Raw genomic sequence first — 15,454 nt, forward strand, 5'->3', positions numbered from 1 at the left:
GTCCTTTCAGTCGATATCGGCCAGGGCGCTGTAGCGGCGGGATGCACGCTCGCGCTCGCGACGGTCCAGCTCGGCGGATACGGCGCGGGCGATGGCCTGGGCGTCCATGCCTGGCGCGGCGTTGACGGTGATCTGGTAGGTGCTGCCGCCCATGGTCGGCGCCGCAGCTGCTGGTGCGCCCACGGCGGCCATGGGTGCCATGGTGGCCGTGACCATGCCCAGGGCGGCGGCGCGCACCATGCCGCTGCCGCGCTGCATGCCAATGGCGGCCCCCTCGGTCACATGCTCGCCCAGCCGCATGAACACGCGGCTCGGGCTGTGGATGCCCAGCTGTTGCTTGAACCAGTCGATTGAATCGCCGGCGGCCATGCTGATGGCGTCACGCACGGCGGTGATGCGGCTTGTGATGCCGTTGGCCATGCCCTGCACGATTGCGGCGCCGGCCTCGAAGAACTGGGCACCCAGGCCCCACACATACTGCGCAGCGCCCGACACGGCGGCGCCTATGTCTTGCATCAGCAGCTTGAAGCCGCCCACCACGTCCTGCCAGCGCGAGTACAGCATGTAGCCCGCCGCAGCCAGCAGGCCGATGGCCAGCACGATGGGATTGGCGATCAGGAACGCCGCCAGCACCCGCATGCCGCCCAGCAGCAGGCCGGCGCCCGCGCGCAGGAGCGTGAACGCCCGCCCCAACATGAATCCCGCGCGGTACAGCAGGCCCATGGCCGGCGCGGCAGCCTGGGCGGCGATGCGCGCGGCGGCCAGGTTGAGCAGCCAGCGGCCCAGCAGAAAGCGCGCCATGTGCAGCGGCCCCAGCACCGCAACGATTCCGATCACCAACGCGCCCATGGCAGACAGCAGCGCCGCCGTGGCCGCTGCCGTCAGCGCCAGGGCCTTGGTGGCGCGCGGGTTCTTGCGTGCCCAACCGCCCACGGCGTTGGCCAGCTCTGCCAACCAGCGGAGCAGCTGTTTCAACTCGGGCGCGATGGATTTCCCCAGGGCCGCGAGCATGTTAGTGAAGCTGCCATCAGCCGCCTCTGCGGCGTTTCGCAGGGTTTTCAGCTGCTCGTTCACGCGCTGCTGCAGGCTGGCCTGATCGGCCAACTTCTTGGCGGCTTCTTCGTAGCCGTCGATGCCCTTGTTCATCAGGGTGTTGACCACCTGCAGGGTTTCCGCATCGTCGCCAAACAGTTCCTTGATGACGCTGCCGCGCTGCATGGTATTGAGCTTCTGCAGCTTGTTCAGCTGCTTAAACAGCTGCTCGATGCCGCCGAACTCGCCCCGGCCGTCGCTGAAATCCAGCGTGAACCCTCCGCCTGCGGACTTCACGGCGCTGTTGGCCTTGCCCAGCTTCTTGGCGTCCATGCTGGCCTGGAACACCTTGCGGATCGCGTTGCCTGCGGACGCCCCATCCACCATGCCCGCCTGGTTCATCATGACCATCATCGGGCTGAGCGCATTCATCACCTCCATGCCTTTCTTGCGGGTGATGTCCAGCACAGGTGCCAGCTTGGTGAAGCCCGACAGCATGTAGTCGGCATCGGCGCCGGCATAGTGTCCGCGCTGCACCATGTCCAGAACGCCCATCATTTCGGACTCGGTTGCCCGCGTGGCGTCCTGCATCTTCGCGGCCATGGTGGCCGCTTCCTTCGGCACCTTCTTGAGCTGCACGGCCAGGTAGGCAGCCGCCTCGGCCGTTCCGCCCAGGATGGTCTTGTCGCTCAGGCCTTCCTGACTCAGGGCCTGCATCAGCTCGGTAAAATCCTTGGTGTTTCCCGGCAACCTGTCGCCCAGCTTGGTGGAAAGGTCCAGCATCTGCTGCATGGACGCGGGGACGGTGCCATCAGCGCGCATCAGCGATGCGCCCAGTTGCGCCTCTGCATCCTCCGCCGGCATGAAGGCCTTGATGGCGGCCTGCAGCGGTGCGCGCGCCTTGGCGCCGGCCATCTGCAGGCCCACGCCGGTGGCGCCCCATGCGCCCAGCTTCACCATGGCCTTGCTGTGCTTCTCGCGCAGTGTGGCCAGTCGTTCCTCCACCTGGCGCTGCTGTTCTACCTTGTGGCGCTGCGCGTCCAGCTGGGTGTTGGCCGACTTGATGGCGCTGGCCAGCTGCTGCTGGTCCACGCGGGCGTCGCCCCAGCCGCGGTTGGCCATGTCGGCCTGCAGCCGCTTGACGACGGCCAGCTGCTTTTCGTAGTCGGCGGTGAGCTGGCGCACCACGGCCCGGCTGGCGTTTGCGGCCTTCGCCTGCTCCAGCATGCTGCGCGCGTTGTCCAGCTGGTCGCGCTCCTTCTCGAACCGTGCCAGGGCACGCTGCTGGGCTTGCAGCTTCTTGATTGCGGCTTCGGCTTGCCCCACTGCCTGGGCGGTTGCCTTGCTGCCGGCGGCCACAGTGCGCAGTGGGCCGCTGACCTTGTCCACTGCGGCCAGCAAGACCTCCAGCCGGAGTTTGTCAACCATGGCGCGCCCCTTCGGCGCACGGCGCGCCCGCTACGCGGCCTGGTCCTGGTCGCGCCAGCGTGCCCACAGGTACAAGGGCAGCAACAACACGCCCGCGCCCATGCACAGCAGCCACAGCATTGCTGCGGCCCAGGCGATGTACATGATGGCGTCGAACATGGTGGTGCATGTTATCGCGTCCTCTCAGGCGGTGCGTTCAGGGCGTTGTGGCGCTCGACGGCCAGGTGGCGCCACTGCATCAGCTCGCCCAGCTCCATCGGGTGCATGGTCTCTGGCGTCCAGTGCAGCAGCATGGCCACGTCGGCCATGGCTTCCTCTACTCGGCCAGGGATTCCATGGCCGCCTTCGGCACCAAAAAACCGGCCACCTCCACGCTGCAGGCCACCAGGTCGGCAGGGTCCATTTCGTCCACCTCGTGCTTTGCCAGGGTGGGCGCGGTGATGCGCGGCAGCAGCGTTGCCACGGCGTCGGCCTTCATGGTCAGCAGGTCGGCCAGGGCCAGTCCGCGCAGGTCGCCGGTGCGCGGCTTCATGAGCTGCAGCCGCGTGATGGTCTCGCCCTTGCGCACGATGGCCTCCTGCAGCGAGACCGAGACGGCCGGGCGGCCGTTGACGCGTCCGCCGGCGGGCTGCACAGCCGTGGTTTCCTGGTTTTCGTTCATTGGGTTGATCCTTCGCTTTGGGAATGAAAAAAGCGGCCGGCCCAGTCAAGGGCGCGCGCCGCTGAAGAGCCGTTGGCGCCCCCGTGCGCTTCCCGGCCTACTGGAGACCTCTCGCTTTAGATACCCAGGGCGGCGCGCGTGCTGGCCAGGTTGTCCTGGCCGCCCACGCTCTCGACCATGTTCACCAGGTCGATCTCGATCTCCACCTGCCCGTCCACCACTTCCTTGTAGTAGCTCAAGGAGTATTTGTAGGTGCGCTCGGTGGCGTCGCCGGCCTTGGCGCTGCCGGGGTCGCGCTCGGTGAGGCGGCCGCGCATGACCACCTCCACGGGGATGACGGCTTCGCTGTCGTCGGCCTGGATGGCGCCGGCGAAGCGGATCAGCACGGCGTCATGCGTGGCGGCGCCCCACTTGGCCACCAGGCCGCCGATCCAGCCGGCGGCCTTGATTTCGGCCTCCATCTTTTCCTGGCCGAAGTCCAGCTCGATGGGGCCGTTCATGCCGCCGCCGCGGTATTCCTCCAGTTTGCGCGACAGGGTGGGCAAAGTGACTTCGGGCACCTCGCCCATGTAGTTGGTGCCGTCCACGAAGGCGGCGAAGGCTTTGAGTTTGCGCGGCAGGGCCATGGCGTTGTCCTAGGGTTGTGCTGTCAGGGGTGGGCGGCAGCGCGCGTTATTGGCCGGTGGCCACGCGGATGGCCCAGTCGGCGTAGTAGCGGTCGGTGATGCGCTGGCGAAAGCCCAGGTCTTCCAGCGGTGGCAGCGGCGTGTAGTCGTAGTCGATGGTGAGCTTGCCGCTTTTCAGCAGCTCGGTGGTGTTCACCTCGTAGTCGATCCAGGCCTTGCCATCGAGGATGTAGCCGCCGGCTTTCAGGCTGCGCATGCGGGCGTTGATGCCCTCCAGGATGTCTTTGACCAGGGCGGGGGTCAGCGGCTTGTCGATGAACGAGAAATGCCCCTCGGCCATGGTATCGGCCAGCACGTGCGCAGTACGCGTGGCGGTCTCAAAGCTGAAGGCCTCGTCGGCGCTGCAGGTGCGGTTGCCCCAGAAGCGAAAGCCTTGCCTGCGGATCAGCGTGGTAACGCGCCCTTCGTTGAGCAGCGTGGCATCGCTGGCCGGGCTTTGCAGATCGAAGAACACGTCGCGGCTGATGCCGGTAGGGCCATTGACGGGCACGTTCGACAGGCTCTTGTGCCAGCCCTGGGCCTGGTCGATGGCGGCGCGCAGGCCCAGGGCATAGGCCACGGCCGGAGCCTGCACCACGGCGTTGTCGGCAGTGCTCCAGCGGGTGAAGTCGGGCCAGATGACCATCGTCTCGCGCTTGCCGAAAGCCCGGGCATAGTCCAGCGCAGCGCTCACGTCCTGTGCGCCATGCGCGGCCACGTAGGCCATGGCACGCAGCTGTTCGGCCACGCTGGTGAGGGCCTGCGCCACAGGCGCAGTGTCCAGGCCCGGCGCGCCCAGGATGCGGGGCTTGACACCCAGCTGCTGCTCAGCTGCCAGCAGCGCCTGGATGCCGGAACGCTGCCCGTCCGCATAGCCGCCGATGGCCTTGCTGGCTTGGTCGGCAGCCTTCTCGTCGGCGTCGGCGCCCACGCCTTCGGGCACGCGCACGATGACCAGCACTGGCCGCGCATTTTGCGCAATGCAGGCCAGCGCGGGGCCCAGCGTGCCCAACGTGCCTGCCTTGGCCTGGGCCTTGTCGATACTGGTGAACAGCACCGGCCGATTGAGCGGATAGGCGTCCGCGTCGGCGTCGCTGCCGGTAGCCACCAGGCCAATCACGGCCGTGGAGACGATGCGCAGCGTGCTGGTGCCTTCGGTGAGCTCGGTGACGCGCACGCCGTGGTGGAAGTCTGCAATTGCCATGGGCTGTCCTCTGATGCGGTAAAGGCCGCACTCGATGCGCGGATGGCCCATGGTGCTTTTGCACGCAGACAAAAGCCAGCAGCGCGCGCTGTGGCTGCGCCCGCCAGTGGCGCCGGGCGGAGCGCCGCTCAGCGCAGCGTGCCGGTGAGGATCTCCAGGCGACGCGCTTCGCTGATGTGGCCCTGGTCCTGCAGGTGCTGCAGGGCCTCCTGCGTGGACTGCAGCGCCAGGTCGACAAAGTTCAGGCGCGGGTCATCGACCAGCGCGAAGAAGTCATCGATGGCTTCGTCCTCGGTGCGTGCGGCCTTGATGGCGATGCGCTCGGCCAGGGTGAACAGCAGCTTGAACTCGACCGGCGAGACCTGGGGATAAGGTGAGGCTCCAGGGGATGGGACAAGCCCGGGGGGCTGGGGCTGCCATTGGCCATCCACCAGGTGCCACTGGGGCTGCACTTCGGGCGGCACGGCAGTGAACTGGGCCGCCAGTTCAGGGTGGAAGCAGTCGCCCAGGGCAAAGCCTTGGGGCGGCGTGAACACCTCCGCTGCCACGCTGTCGATGATGCGAGCGTATTTTTCCATGCTATTACCACTCCACAATCAAGAGGCCATCGGCGCCACAGCCGAACAAGCTGTTCGCAGAGCTGCCACCCCCGCCGCCGGGGAATCCGCCCGCGCCTGAATTTTGGATGTTGTTGCTGCCCATCGCGCCGCCGCCGCCGCCGTTCCAGCCAGCCGAGGCACTGGCCTCTTGGTTGCTGCCCGCGCCGCCGCCGCCGGTGCCGATGTAGTCCACCGCGTCTGGCACGGCGCTGGTGCCCTGGTCGATGCCCCGGCCCGCGCCCACTCCCTGCGACAGCGCTCCAAACCCACCCAGCCCACTGCCGCCGCTACCGCCGAAATGCCCTCCTCCGCCGGAGGCACCGCTCGCGCCGCCGGGCGCGCCAGGGCCAAAGAGATTCGCTGCTCCACCGCCTCCATAGGTGCTCTGCGTTCCGGAGATGTACCCGCCACGGCCGCCGCTGTGGTTCACATCGCCGCCGGAGCCGCCTCCGCCGGCCCCGCCCGCTTGGCCCCCGACACCCTGCCCGCCAGCGCCCCCACCCGCCGATGCATGTGCTCCAAAGGACGTGCTGCCGCCAGCCTCGGCCTGGCTCTTTCCGCCTGTGCCCACTGTCACGGCGATGGCTGCGCCAGGCGTGACTGCACATACTTTCATGGCGAATGCGCCGCCTCCGCCTCCGGTGCCGGCGCCTGCGCCGCCCGCGCCCCACATACGCACTCGCACGGCGTTGACGCCTGCCGGCACTACGAAGGTGCCGCTCTGCCCGAACACCGCCACCCGGCCCTGGCCGAAGACCCCTGTAATGGGGTTGCGAGCGCCGCTGCCGATGCCATTCTCGGCGCCTGCGCTCCCTGCATTCAAGTTGCGTCCCATGTGCTGCTCCTTTCAGTTGCGCCCTCTCAGACGCTTTCCTCGAACCCCATCACGCGTGCTGAAATTCCGGCCGCGGCTGCGTGCACGATGACTCGTTCGCCCGCGCTGGCAACCAGCCCGGTGCGCTCCAGCACGTCATGGGGCTGTATTTCCGCCTCGTGCTCGATGTAGTCGGCATTGCCCGGCGTAGCGGCCGTGCCGATGGACAGGCTTACCTTGATGGCGCCCGCGGTGCGGTTGCACAGATTCACATTCATGGTGGCTACCGTGCCGGCAGGCACCGCATACAGCGTCACGTGGGTGGCGGCGGCGCAGTCGGCCGCGCCCAGTTTTCCGTTGGCCATGGCTGGCGTCTCCTTTACATGCCTGAGGCGTGGAAGTACCGCAGCGCCCGCGCGCCCCGGAGGGCGGCCAACGCATCGGCGGTTGAAAGTTGTCCGGCGCGCACGTAGCGCTCGTCTCCTTCGGGCTCGGTCAGATACTGCGGATGGGGGTCAGCATGCGCCAGGTGTCCGACCAGCTGCTCGCCGGTGGCGTACTGCGGGTGCGGGTCGGCCTGTGCGCGGTGCGCGGACAGAGCGTTGGCGATGGATTGGTTGGTTGCCACCGCCACGGATGGATCCACGGTGAGCGTCACCGCGGCGGCGCTGGAGACCTCCACCACCATGCGTATGTTCAGATCGCGGCTGGCGTTCTCTGTCTCCAGCACAGGCTTATAGGTTTCGGGGAAGCTGCCGTGCGCAAGCAGCCGCGGGCTGCCGGGGCCCACGCCTCCCAGCAGGCCGATCTCACGCACTGTCCAGCCGCCGATCGTGGCGGGCACAACGGCTTCCACGATGATCCAGCTGGGGTTTTCGGCATGCTGCGTCACGCTGCTGACCGGCACGCGCGCCACCTGGCGCACCAATGCCGTGGCGCCTTGCGCCGGCGCAACCGGCGCGCCTGCGCCATCTCCCAGGGCGATGTGGGTGAAGGGCACGGTGGCGCCTGTGGCCTGGGCATTGGCGATCGCCGCCGCGCCCTGGTGGGTGAGGATGGTGTAGTAGCTCATGCGTCAGGCCCTCGGCCCCCTCGGGTGAACGGTGGTGGTGTCCCAGCTTTGCAGGGCGATGCCGTAGCGCTGCGCCGCGCGCGGTGCCTGCAGCTGCGTGACGGCGTAGGGCAGCACTTCGGTGGTCTCGCCCGAGAAGGCGGCAATGCCGTAGCGCACCAGCGCCTCGGTACGCGCCACCAGCGTGAGCGTGAAGTGGCTGCGCACAGGCTTGGCAGCAGCCACCTGGCGCTCGATGCCGTTCAGCGCCTCTTCGGTGATGCCCCGCTCTTTCAGCTCCACCTGCACGCGGAACGTGTGCGGGGCTGCCGGCGGCTGCTCTTGCCACCACTCCACCAGGCGGGCGGACGCATCGGCCGCGCGCAGTGCCTGACGCACGGCGGCCACGGTACCTTTGGCACGGTGCACTGCATAGGACGCGGCGATGGCTGCCCGTTTCTGAGGCTCGCTCCAGGCATCGTCCCAGGCATCCACCGAGAACGCCCAGGCCAGCCACGGCAGCAGGGGGGCTGGACAGGCGGCAGGACTCCACAGCTCGCGCAGAGGCACGGACAGCGCATCCAGGCGGGCGCCGCCGGCCTCGAGCGCATGCTCGAGCGCTGTGGTGCCCGGCGGCAGGAGCGTGCGCGCGATCGCTGTCATAGCTGCCCGAAGAAGTAGCGCTGGCCCCTGTCCCGGGCACCGGCAGGCTGGCCGCCCACGGGCGTACCCTCGTAGGCCACCACGGCGCCGCTGTCGAGCTTGGCAAACAGGCGTCCGTCGGCCGTGTTGACCGCCAGCTCGCCAGGCACAAGCTGCACCGCCTGCGGCACCTTGCCGGGCGTGGCGCTGCGCTTGAGCCTGAAGGTATTGGCCATGGCTCAGAACGTGCCTCCATCGAAGGTGATGCCGTCGATGCTGCCGCCGGTGATGGCCACCGCGTTAGCAGCCTGCAGTGCCAGCGTTTTGAGCCCCAGGTTCGTGCGCGCCGCAGCTGCGTCCTGCAGGTCGGCGAGGTTCTGCGCCCGGGCCAGCTTGGAGCCCAGCTGGGCCGCCATGGTGGCGGCGAAGTTGGCGTCGTTGCCAAGCGCGTCCGCCAACTCCTTCAGGGTGTCGAGCGCCTCGCCGGCGCCGCCTACCAAAGCAGCGAGCGCGGCCTTGACAAACGCGGTGGTGGCCAGCTGGGTGTTGTTGGCGCCCGGCGCAGCTGTGGGCGCGGTGGGGGAGCCGGTGAGCGCGGGCGAGTCCAGCGGCGCGAAAGCGCCCGGCCCCGCAATGGGGATGGCCTGCGAGGCAGAGCCGCCTGTGCCGCCTGTGCCCAGGCCGTAGTACAGCACCTTGTCCTGCTCGTTGAAAGCCAGCTCGGCGTTCTCCAGCCGTGCGGGCGCCCCGGGCGCGCCGCCGGCAGCACGGCGCTTGATGCGGATAGTGTTGGCCATGTCAGAAATTCCCTCCGTCGTAGATCTGGTGGCGCTGCGTGCGCGTGGGCACGATGTGGCCTTCGGGGGCCACCTCCAGCACATCGCCTGGCTGGGCGTTTTGCATGTCGATGTAGGGGCCGACGACGGCGCCGGTCACGGCCTCCACTACGGAGTCGGCAGGCAGGACAATGACCTGCAGCTGCCCTGTCACCGCGTCACCCCATCGCTGACCACCACCGGCCCTTCGATCAGGCGGCGCGTCTCGGCCCCGGCGATCAGCACCAGGTCATATACCGCCGCCTGCCAGCCAAAGGTGGCCGTGACGGAGGCGGCGATCTGCAGTCGCAGCAGTCCCTGCGCCGCATCGAGCACCTGGATGCGGCCGTTGCCTGTGTGCAGCTCCAGCCAGATGTCCTGGGAATCCTTGGCTGGGCGGATTTGCATGCGGGGCACCTGTCCGCTGATGTTGTGCGGCTGCGTGCCATCGCCTACGGGCGTCCTCACTTGCAGGTCCAGCCGGAAGGTGGCGTAGCGCTCGATGAGCAGGGGCAAGGCGGCCGCGCTCATGGCGTGGCCCTTTGCACGGCGATGGAGTAGCCGGTGCAGTGCGCGGCCTCGGTGGGCCCCGCCAGCACATCGGCCAGCGGCTGCGCCAGGGCCACGCGCACCACGCCGGGCTGGTGCAGCGCTGCGTAGAGGGCCGACAGCGCCAGGTTCTGTCCGATGCTGCCGCGGCTGGCCAGCAGCCGCTCCAGCGCCGCAATGGCGGCGTCGCGCACAACAGCGTGATCGGGCCCGTCCTGCACGTACAGCGTGGCATCCACAGCGAACGGCACGGCGGTGGCCGCACGTACCACCACCACGTCGGTGAGCGGGCGAACGGCGTCGGCATTCAACGCGCGGGCCACCGCATCAAGCACGGGCTGGGGCGTGGCGCCATGGCTGGCGCGCGCAAGCACCGTCACCGCCACCATGCCGGGCAGGGGCATGCTCAGGCCGGCGCTGTGCTCGACCTGCAAGGCGATGACGCCGGCGGGCAGCTGCGCGGCCAGGGCTGGCTCCAGCACGGCCGGGCCGAAGCGTGGCGCATCCACGGCGACGTCGCGCACGCGGGCGTCGGCGCCGAGCGCATGGAATACGTAGGCGCCCTGTGGGCCAGCGGTGCTGAAGCCCTCCATGGCCATCTGGATGCGCCGGCGCAAGCTGGCATCGTCCTCATGCGCCGGCTGCCGCGGCGGGCTCGCCTGCGCGTCGCCCGCATCCACCAGCAGGCGCTGCACGCCGAAGTTGGCGCCAAGCTGCTCCAGGTCGGCGCCGCCGGCGTAGGCGAGCATGACGCCGTGTGCGGCGTCGTTGATGCGCGCGCGCAGCAGGAGCTCGCGCCAGGCCCACGCCTGCAGCAGCTTGACGATGGGGTCGGACTCCAGCGTCAGTATTCTGTCGATGGCTGGCAGGTGCGCCCGCAGGCGTTCAGCCAGCTCGGCCTTGGTTTGCGCCAGAAGCGCCTCGTAGTCGAGCGGCTCGACAACTTGCGGGGCAGGCAGCGCGGACAGGTCGATCATGCGCTGCCTCCGCCCGGACCCGGGCTTGCGCCCAGCAGCACCGCCATGGCCAGCGGCGCCGGCTCACGCCTCGCGCCGCCGGTGTAGCGGCCGTCGATGTGCACCGTGGCGCGACCGGGGCGCATGGGGTCGCGCTCGATGCCGATCTTCTCCAGGGTCAGCCTCGGCTCCCAGCGCATCAGCGCCGAGGCGATGGCCGAGAACACCCGTGTCTGCGTGGCCAGGCTGTCGGGCTGGTCGATCAAGGCAGGCACCAGGCTGCCGTATTCGCGCCGCATGACGCGGCTGCCGATGGGCGTGGACAGGATGTCGGCCACGCTCTGGCGCAGGTGGGCCATAGCGTCGATGCGCCCGCCAGTGGCACGGTCCATCATTGTGGCGCCCCCGACAAGTCGGCGCCGCTGCGCACTTTGCCATGCTTGTGGAGCATCAGGCTGATGCCGTCCGCGATCACGTCCACATTGCTAGTGACCTTGCCACCGCCGATGTGTACCGTCGCGCCGCCGGCGCTCAATGTGATGCTGTCCGGTTCCATGGCGATGCTGCATCCATCGCCGACTTCCAGCCGGATGGCCCGGTCCAGGTGGATAGTGCGCCGGCCTTCGCGGTACTCGGCCCAGTTGTTCGCGCTCCACTGGATGCGGTCCACGCCTGGCTCATCAGCGGGTGCGTCCATGGCGTCGCTGTATACGCCCAGCAATACCAAGCCCTGCCCGAGGTCGCCGCCTGGGGAGATCACCAGGCACTGCTCGCCCACGGCGGGCGGCCACCAAGTGCAGCCCTGCTGTCCGCCAGCGCGCCCGGCCAGCCAGGGCAGCCAGCCGGTGGTGTTGCCGCCCAGCTTGACGCGACAGCGTGCCGGCGCGGCGTGGCGCACGGCGGCGACGGTGCCCAGGCGCGCGATGTTCTCCAGCCGGCGCGTGGCTTCCTGGGGCGTGTCGTGTTGCGGGATGGAGCGGAACATGCAGGCATGGTGGCGCCACAGGAGGGCGTGCGCCAGCAGGGGCTGCTGTGGGTGCGCGGGCCACAATTTCTTATGCGGCCAGATGGTCCAGCAGGGCCTGCAGCAGTTGGTCAGCGTCGGGCTGACTGATGCCCAGCAGCTCGCGTGCTGGGTAGGCGTACTGCGGTCCGCCAGGGTTGACGGTGTCGGTTTCGCCGAAATGGTGCACGCGTGCGATGCGCTGGGCGCGGCTGGCGAACTCGACCACGGCAGCGTCGCTGGCGGCGCGAGCCTTGAGGTGCTTGGCGCGCCGCAGCTTGGCGAACATGGGCTGGCGCTGGCGGGCCTGCTGGCGCAGCCGCGGGCGCTGGCTGCGCAGCGTGGCGCTGGGCGCCTTGCGCGGCTGCCAGGGCTGGCCCTCGGGGTCGGTCTGCGCGCGCATGCGCTGGGCGTTGGCGGTGCGCAGGCGCCGGGCCACGTCCACCAGCATGCGGCGGCGCTGCGCGGGCTGCAGCTTGGCCAGCAGCGCGCCGGCCCAGGATTCGAGCGCCAGGAAGTCGGCCATGGTCGGCTACAGCGCGAAGCGCGCGCGCTCGGGCGGCGCGGCGATGTCCCACTCGGCCAGCTTCTGGTCTTTGAGCCACAGCTCCCAGTGCTCGGGCAGGCACTGGCCACCCGGGTGGCAGGGCTCGGCTGGGTGCGTGACGTGGAAGCGTGTAGGGTGCGCCTGATCGGGGCGGACGATGGCGCGCTCGGTGAGCGGCACGCGGATGCCGATGTCCACGGCGGCGGTGTTGAGGTGCTCCACCAAGAATTCGACGCCGCGGTCCTGCGTTGCCGGGCTGTCCAGCAGCTCGGACTGGTGCACGCGCACCCAGGCGAGGATGGGCACGAACAGCGCGTCGGTGTGGCCGGTGTAGTCCAGCACGGTGATGGCGGCGGTGTAGCGGTACTCAAACGACAGGCCGCCGGCCAGGGTGGACACGGCCTGGCCATCGGCGGCCATGACGATCAGGCGCTCGGGGTCGCGTGCCAGCTCGGGCACGGCGGTCTCGATCAGGCGGCGCAGGCTGGGGAGTTTCCACACGGCGATCGGCTCCTATGGCGTGGCGGCGGCCTGGCTCATGGCGCGGGCCGCGTCGTAGGCGCGCTCGCATGCGGTGCCGCGGGCGCGGGCGTCGTCAGCGATTGCCGCCAGCTCACCCGCTCGCGCGTCAGCGCGGCGCTGCAGGTCGGCGAGCACATCGAGGGCGGCGGTGTCTGGCGCGCACTGGCCGGCAGCGGCGCGAGCGAGGGCGGCGCGGCGGTGGCCGGCGATGTAGGCGGCAAGGTCGCGCTGCAGCCCGTCATGAGCAGCGCGAGCAGTGCGAGCGTCAGCAGCAGCAGCGGCAGCGGCGGCCGATGCCTCGGCCCCGATCTTTGCGATTTCGTCACGGTGGTTTACCTCCAGGGTGCGGTAGCGGTCGGTCAGCACGCGGGCCTGCCGCTCATGGGCGGCGCGCTCGGTGTTCAGGGTGGTGATGGCCTGCGCTTCGGCCACCTGGGCATCGGCCAGGCGCAGCGTCTGCGCGAGCAGCAGACCGGCGAGCGCCAGGGCGGCGAGCTGCCAGCCGTAGGCTTTGAGCTGCGCGATCACGGCCAGGCCCTCCACCAGTGCCACCACATGGCGAGCAGGATGGGGTTCATGGCGTGCCTCCCAGGCACTGGGTGCTCTCGCGCTCACGGCGCAGCGTCAGGCCGCGCAGGGGCCGGCCCTGGAACTTGTCCCAGTCCAGGATGGCCCTGCAGGCGCCGGCGTAGTCGCCGGCCAGCAGGCGGCGCACGATGGTGGAGGGGCCTCCGCGCTTGAGTTCGCAGAAGCCGTCTTTCACGCCCGCCTTTCCCGGCCCGACGTTGTAGGCGAGGCTGACGAACGCGTCGAACTCGTGCTGGTGCATGGGCACGGGCGCGCAGCGGCGCACGATGCGCTCGGCCTCGGCGGCGTCGCGCTGCAGCAGGATCAGGCCGCGCACCGGGTCGATGCGCTCGCCCGCCTGCATGGGGCCGGTGGTTTCAGTGCGCGTGCTGCCGAAGCCGCCGGTGGGCACGTCGCCGGGCACCGGCGGGCGGGCCACAGATTCAAACCCTTCGGAGACAGCGATGCCGATGAGGCCAGCAGCTGACAGCGCGAGCACCGCCAGGCGTGCTGTGGTGGGGGTCACTTGCATGCGGCCTCCTCCATTTTTTCGCGCGCCAAGCGCGCCAGACGGTCCTGGCGCTCGACGCGCCATTTCCAGACCAAGTAGGCAGACTGCAGCAGCACGTAGGCGATGGTCAGCGCCGTAGCAGTGTGCGTCATGGTCCAGCCGCGGGCGGCGGCATCTGCCAGGACAGCCACGGGCGGGGCAGCCTTGGCGGCCTCGGCGGCAGCGGTACGGATGGTTGCTTCCTTGCTCATGACGTCAGTCCCAGAGATAGACCATTCGGCGTCCCGGCTCGGGCGCCCTGACCAAGCGCACGGCCAAGCCCTCTGGCAGGTCGGCGGCTACCTGGGCCAAGCTGGGGTTGGCGGCCAGCGTGGCCTCGACATGGCCGGCAGTGGCGCCCAGGTGGCGCCAGGCCAGCGCGTCCAGCGTGTCGTGTGCCTGGGCACGCACGGTGATGGCGGGGGCGGCGCGGGTGGTCATAACAGCTCCGCGATCACGCGCGACTTGCCTTGCAGGTCCGCAATGGCCCATCGCAATTGCTGGTTGAAGCCGTCGATGCGGATCTCCAACGCAGACTGCACGCGCTGCTCCTTGCCTGCGCCCTGGGGCAGCGTGTCCAGATCGCGGTAGGCCTCGGCCAGCTGCGCCTGCACGTGGCTGTAGACGGCGCGGCGGTACTGGCGGGCCTTGACGTTCACGCCCGCGAGCTGCGGCGCCGGCACGTCTGCCAGCTGCGCGTGGCCGGCCGCGAGCTGCTGGGCCTGCCACTCGGCCAGCTCGGCATTGACGGCCCACATGGCGGCCTCAATGGCCAAGTGCAGGCGCTCGGGCGTGGCGGTGCCGTCCAGCCGCAGGTCTTTGCGCAGCTGGGCAGGGTCGATGTCCGGCCAGAAGTCGTCATTGACCACCGCCGGCTCAATGCCGGCGGCTGGCGGGTTTGCGGTTGCGAGGAACGACATGGGCGTGGGCTGGTGGCGGTGGCGGTGGCGGGTGTGGCGGTGGCCCAGGGCGAGGCAGGCGGGTGCACGGGGTGCGGTCTGCTGCCCTGGGGCCGCCACGGCGCGGGGTGCGCTCGGGTTGCAGCGGGTGGTGCGTTTAGTCCAGCTTGGCCAGACGGCGCTCCAGCCGCTCGATGTCCTTTTTCACGCCGGTGCGGGTGTCCAGCTGCAGGGCGCGCTGCAGCAGGGGCAAGGCTGCCTTGCAGGCCTTGAGGGTGCGGGTTTTCATATCCACGTCGTGGCTGCCGGTCTTGCCCAGCAGCGCCCAGCCGGCGGCCTTGTACAGCTTGGCGCGCGCCTGGTCTGGCGTGTCGGCGGCCTCGGTCAGCTGCAGGGCCTGGGCGGCGATGGCCACGGCGTCAGGGCCTGCCAGACGCCCGGCCAGGATGGCCTCGGCCACCTCGTCCTGCACGATGGTGGGCAGGTCGCGGTTGTAGCGGTCGGGCGGGCTCATGCCGCTGGCCAGGGCGTACTCGGCAAGCTGCAGGGCGCGGCCGTAGTTGCCGGCGTCGATGTGCCACACCAGCACCGTGGCCAGCACATCGTCCTGGGTGCCGGGGCGGGCGGCCAGCACGCCGTCCAGGTAGGCGTCGTACTCGGGCAGCATGGCGCGCTTGGCTTCGACCTTGCGCTCGACGCTCTGCAGGTCTTTCAGACGCAGGCGGTGCTGGTGAAGCTGGGCGAGCTGCAGCTCGTAGGCGGTGCCCACGGTGTGGCCGTGGGCGTTGGTGGCTTCGGCCAGCGCCGCCTGCTGCAGGGCCAGGTGATGCATGCGGTGCCGCTGGGCAGGTGTCAGGCGCATGGCCGGTGCTCTTTCGTCTGTTGGTGTGAGGGGCGGCAGTGCGCGGCCTGCAAATAGCGGCCCCTTTTTTTAGAGCCGCCATTTGCTG

Annotated in this window: 26 protein-coding genes; all 26 read right to left on the reverse strand. The window is 69.5% G+C overall.

Going from position 1 to position 15,454, the window contains the following annotated elements; genetic code table 11:
• Positions 1-6 precede the first annotated feature (6 nt).
• On the reverse strand, positions 7-2,460 hold the full coding sequence (locus tag RT051_RS05555; RefSeq protein WP_313073347.1) for a phage tail tape measure protein: 2,454 nt from the start codon (positions 2,458-2,460) through the stop codon (positions 7-9).
• Positions 2,461-2,490: 30 nt separating this feature from the next.
• The gene (locus tag RT051_RS05560) at positions 2,491-2,619 is read right to left on the reverse strand and encodes a hypothetical protein (RefSeq protein WP_313073350.1); all 129 of its coding nucleotides are present in this window, start codon (positions 2,617-2,619) and stop codon (positions 2,491-2,493) included.
• 11 nt (positions 2,620-2,630) lie between these two features.
• Complete coding sequence (locus RT051_RS05565) at positions 2,631-2,768, reverse strand: GpE family phage tail protein (RefSeq protein ID WP_313073354.1); 138 nt, start codon at positions 2,766-2,768, stop codon at positions 2,631-2,633.
• 8 nt (positions 2,769-2,776) lie between these two features.
• A complete protein-coding gene (locus RT051_RS05570) occupies positions 2,777-3,121 on the reverse strand; it encodes a phage tail assembly protein (protein ID WP_313073357.1) in 345 nt (114 codons plus the stop codon).
• Positions 3,122-3,237: 116 nt separating this feature from the next.
• Complete coding sequence (locus RT051_RS05575; RefSeq protein ID WP_313073361.1) at positions 3,238-3,747, reverse strand: phage major tail tube protein; 510 nt, start codon at positions 3,745-3,747, stop codon at positions 3,238-3,240.
• Between the two features lie 46 nt (positions 3,748-3,793).
• A complete protein-coding gene (locus RT051_RS05580; RefSeq protein ID WP_313073366.1) occupies positions 3,794-4,990 on the reverse strand; it encodes a phage tail sheath subtilisin-like domain-containing protein in 1,197 nt (398 codons plus the stop codon).
• A 128-nt stretch (positions 4,991-5,118) separates the two neighbouring features.
• Entirely contained in the window at positions 5,119-5,568 is a 450-nt protein-coding gene (locus RT051_RS05585; protein WP_313073368.1) for a hypothetical protein, read from the reverse strand.
• Between the two features lie 4 nt (positions 5,569-5,572).
• On the reverse strand, positions 5,573-6,424 hold the full coding sequence (locus RT051_RS05590; protein WP_313073371.1) for a glycine-rich domain-containing protein: 852 nt from the start codon (positions 6,422-6,424) through the stop codon (positions 5,573-5,575).
• Between the two features lie 26 nt (positions 6,425-6,450).
• The gene (locus RT051_RS05595; protein ID WP_313073374.1) at positions 6,451-6,768 is read right to left on the reverse strand and encodes a hypothetical protein; all 318 of its coding nucleotides are present in this window, start codon (positions 6,766-6,768) and stop codon (positions 6,451-6,453) included.
• 14 nt (positions 6,769-6,782) lie between these two features.
• Complete coding sequence (locus RT051_RS05600; protein ID WP_313073377.1) at positions 6,783-7,475, reverse strand: phage tail protein; 693 nt, start codon at positions 7,473-7,475, stop codon at positions 6,783-6,785.
• Between the two features lie 3 nt (positions 7,476-7,478).
• Entirely contained in the window at positions 7,479-8,117 is a 639-nt protein-coding gene (locus tag RT051_RS05605) for a phage tail protein I (RefSeq protein ID WP_313073381.1), read from the reverse strand.
• Positions 8,114-8,332, reverse strand: a complete 219-nt coding sequence (locus RT051_RS05610) for a hypothetical protein (RefSeq protein WP_313073384.1) — start codon at positions 8,330-8,332, stop codon at positions 8,114-8,116. The genes RT051_RS05605 and RT051_RS05610 overlap by 4 nt, the downstream gene beginning before the upstream one ends.
• Before the next feature lie 3 nt (positions 8,333-8,335).
• Complete coding sequence (locus RT051_RS05615; protein WP_313073388.1) at positions 8,336-8,893, reverse strand: hypothetical protein; 558 nt, start codon at positions 8,891-8,893, stop codon at positions 8,336-8,338.
• Position 8,894: 1 nt separating this feature from the next.
• Positions 8,895-9,086: a hypothetical protein gene (locus RT051_RS05620; protein WP_313073391.1), complete on the reverse strand. Its 192-nt coding sequence runs from the start codon at positions 9,084-9,086 to the stop codon at positions 8,895-8,897.
• Positions 9,083-9,442: a hypothetical protein gene (locus tag RT051_RS05625; protein WP_313073394.1), complete on the reverse strand. Its 360-nt coding sequence runs from the start codon at positions 9,440-9,442 to the stop codon at positions 9,083-9,085. Before RT051_RS05625 ends, RT051_RS05620 begins: the two co-directional genes overlap by 4 nt.
• A complete protein-coding gene (locus RT051_RS05630) occupies positions 9,439-10,437 on the reverse strand; it encodes a baseplate J/gp47 family protein (protein ID WP_313073398.1) in 999 nt (332 codons plus the stop codon). Before RT051_RS05630 ends, RT051_RS05625 begins: the two co-directional genes overlap by 4 nt.
• Complete coding sequence (locus RT051_RS05635; RefSeq protein WP_409520551.1) at positions 10,434-10,811, reverse strand: GPW/gp25 family protein; 378 nt, start codon at positions 10,809-10,811, stop codon at positions 10,434-10,436. The genes RT051_RS05630 and RT051_RS05635 overlap by 4 nt, the downstream gene beginning before the upstream one ends.
• The gene (locus RT051_RS05640) at positions 10,808-11,401 is read right to left on the reverse strand and encodes a phage baseplate assembly protein V (RefSeq protein WP_313073403.1); all 594 of its coding nucleotides are present in this window, start codon (positions 11,399-11,401) and stop codon (positions 10,808-10,810) included. The genes RT051_RS05635 and RT051_RS05640 overlap by 4 nt, the downstream gene beginning before the upstream one ends.
• 70 nt (positions 11,402-11,471) lie before the next feature.
• Positions 11,472-11,945, reverse strand: a complete 474-nt coding sequence (locus RT051_RS05645) for a phage virion morphogenesis protein (protein WP_313073408.1) — start codon at positions 11,943-11,945, stop codon at positions 11,472-11,474.
• A 6-nt stretch (positions 11,946-11,951) separates the two neighbouring features.
• Complete coding sequence (locus RT051_RS05650) at positions 11,952-12,467, reverse strand: phage tail protein (protein ID WP_313073411.1); 516 nt, start codon at positions 12,465-12,467, stop codon at positions 11,952-11,954.
• 12 nt (positions 12,468-12,479) lie between these two features.
• Entirely contained in the window at positions 12,480-13,103 is a 624-nt protein-coding gene (locus RT051_RS05655) for a DUF2514 family protein (protein ID WP_313073416.1), read from the reverse strand.
• On the reverse strand, positions 13,063-13,587 hold the full coding sequence (locus RT051_RS05660; protein ID WP_313073420.1) for a glycoside hydrolase family protein: 525 nt from the start codon (positions 13,585-13,587) through the stop codon (positions 13,063-13,065). Before RT051_RS05660 ends, RT051_RS05655 begins: the two co-directional genes overlap by 41 nt.
• Positions 13,578-13,817 carry a hypothetical protein gene (locus tag RT051_RS05665; protein ID WP_313073424.1) on the reverse strand — a complete coding sequence of 80 codons (240 nt, stop codon included), beginning with the start codon at positions 13,815-13,817 and terminating at the stop codon, positions 13,578-13,580. The genes RT051_RS05660 and RT051_RS05665 overlap by 10 nt, the downstream gene beginning before the upstream one ends.
• Before the next feature lie 4 nt (positions 13,818-13,821).
• On the reverse strand, positions 13,822-14,046 hold the full coding sequence (locus tag RT051_RS05670; protein WP_313073427.1) for a tail protein X: 225 nt from the start codon (positions 14,044-14,046) through the stop codon (positions 13,822-13,824).
• The gene (locus tag RT051_RS05675; RefSeq protein WP_313073430.1) at positions 14,043-14,525 is read right to left on the reverse strand and encodes a head completion/stabilization protein; all 483 of its coding nucleotides are present in this window, start codon (positions 14,523-14,525) and stop codon (positions 14,043-14,045) included. The genes RT051_RS05670 and RT051_RS05675 overlap by 4 nt, the downstream gene beginning before the upstream one ends.
• A gap of 136 nt (positions 14,526-14,661) precedes the next feature.
• Positions 14,662-15,366 (reverse strand): phage terminase small subunit, encoded by a 705-nt coding sequence (gpM, locus tag RT051_RS05680; protein ID WP_313073441.1) that lies wholly within the window; start codon positions 15,364-15,366, stop codon positions 14,662-14,664.
• Positions 15,367-15,454: the final 88 nt, after the last annotated feature.

Origin of the sequence: Melaminivora sp., assembly GCF_032059615.1 — a bacterium.
GTDB lineage: Bacteria > Pseudomonadota > Gammaproteobacteria > Burkholderiales > Burkholderiaceae_C > Melaminivora.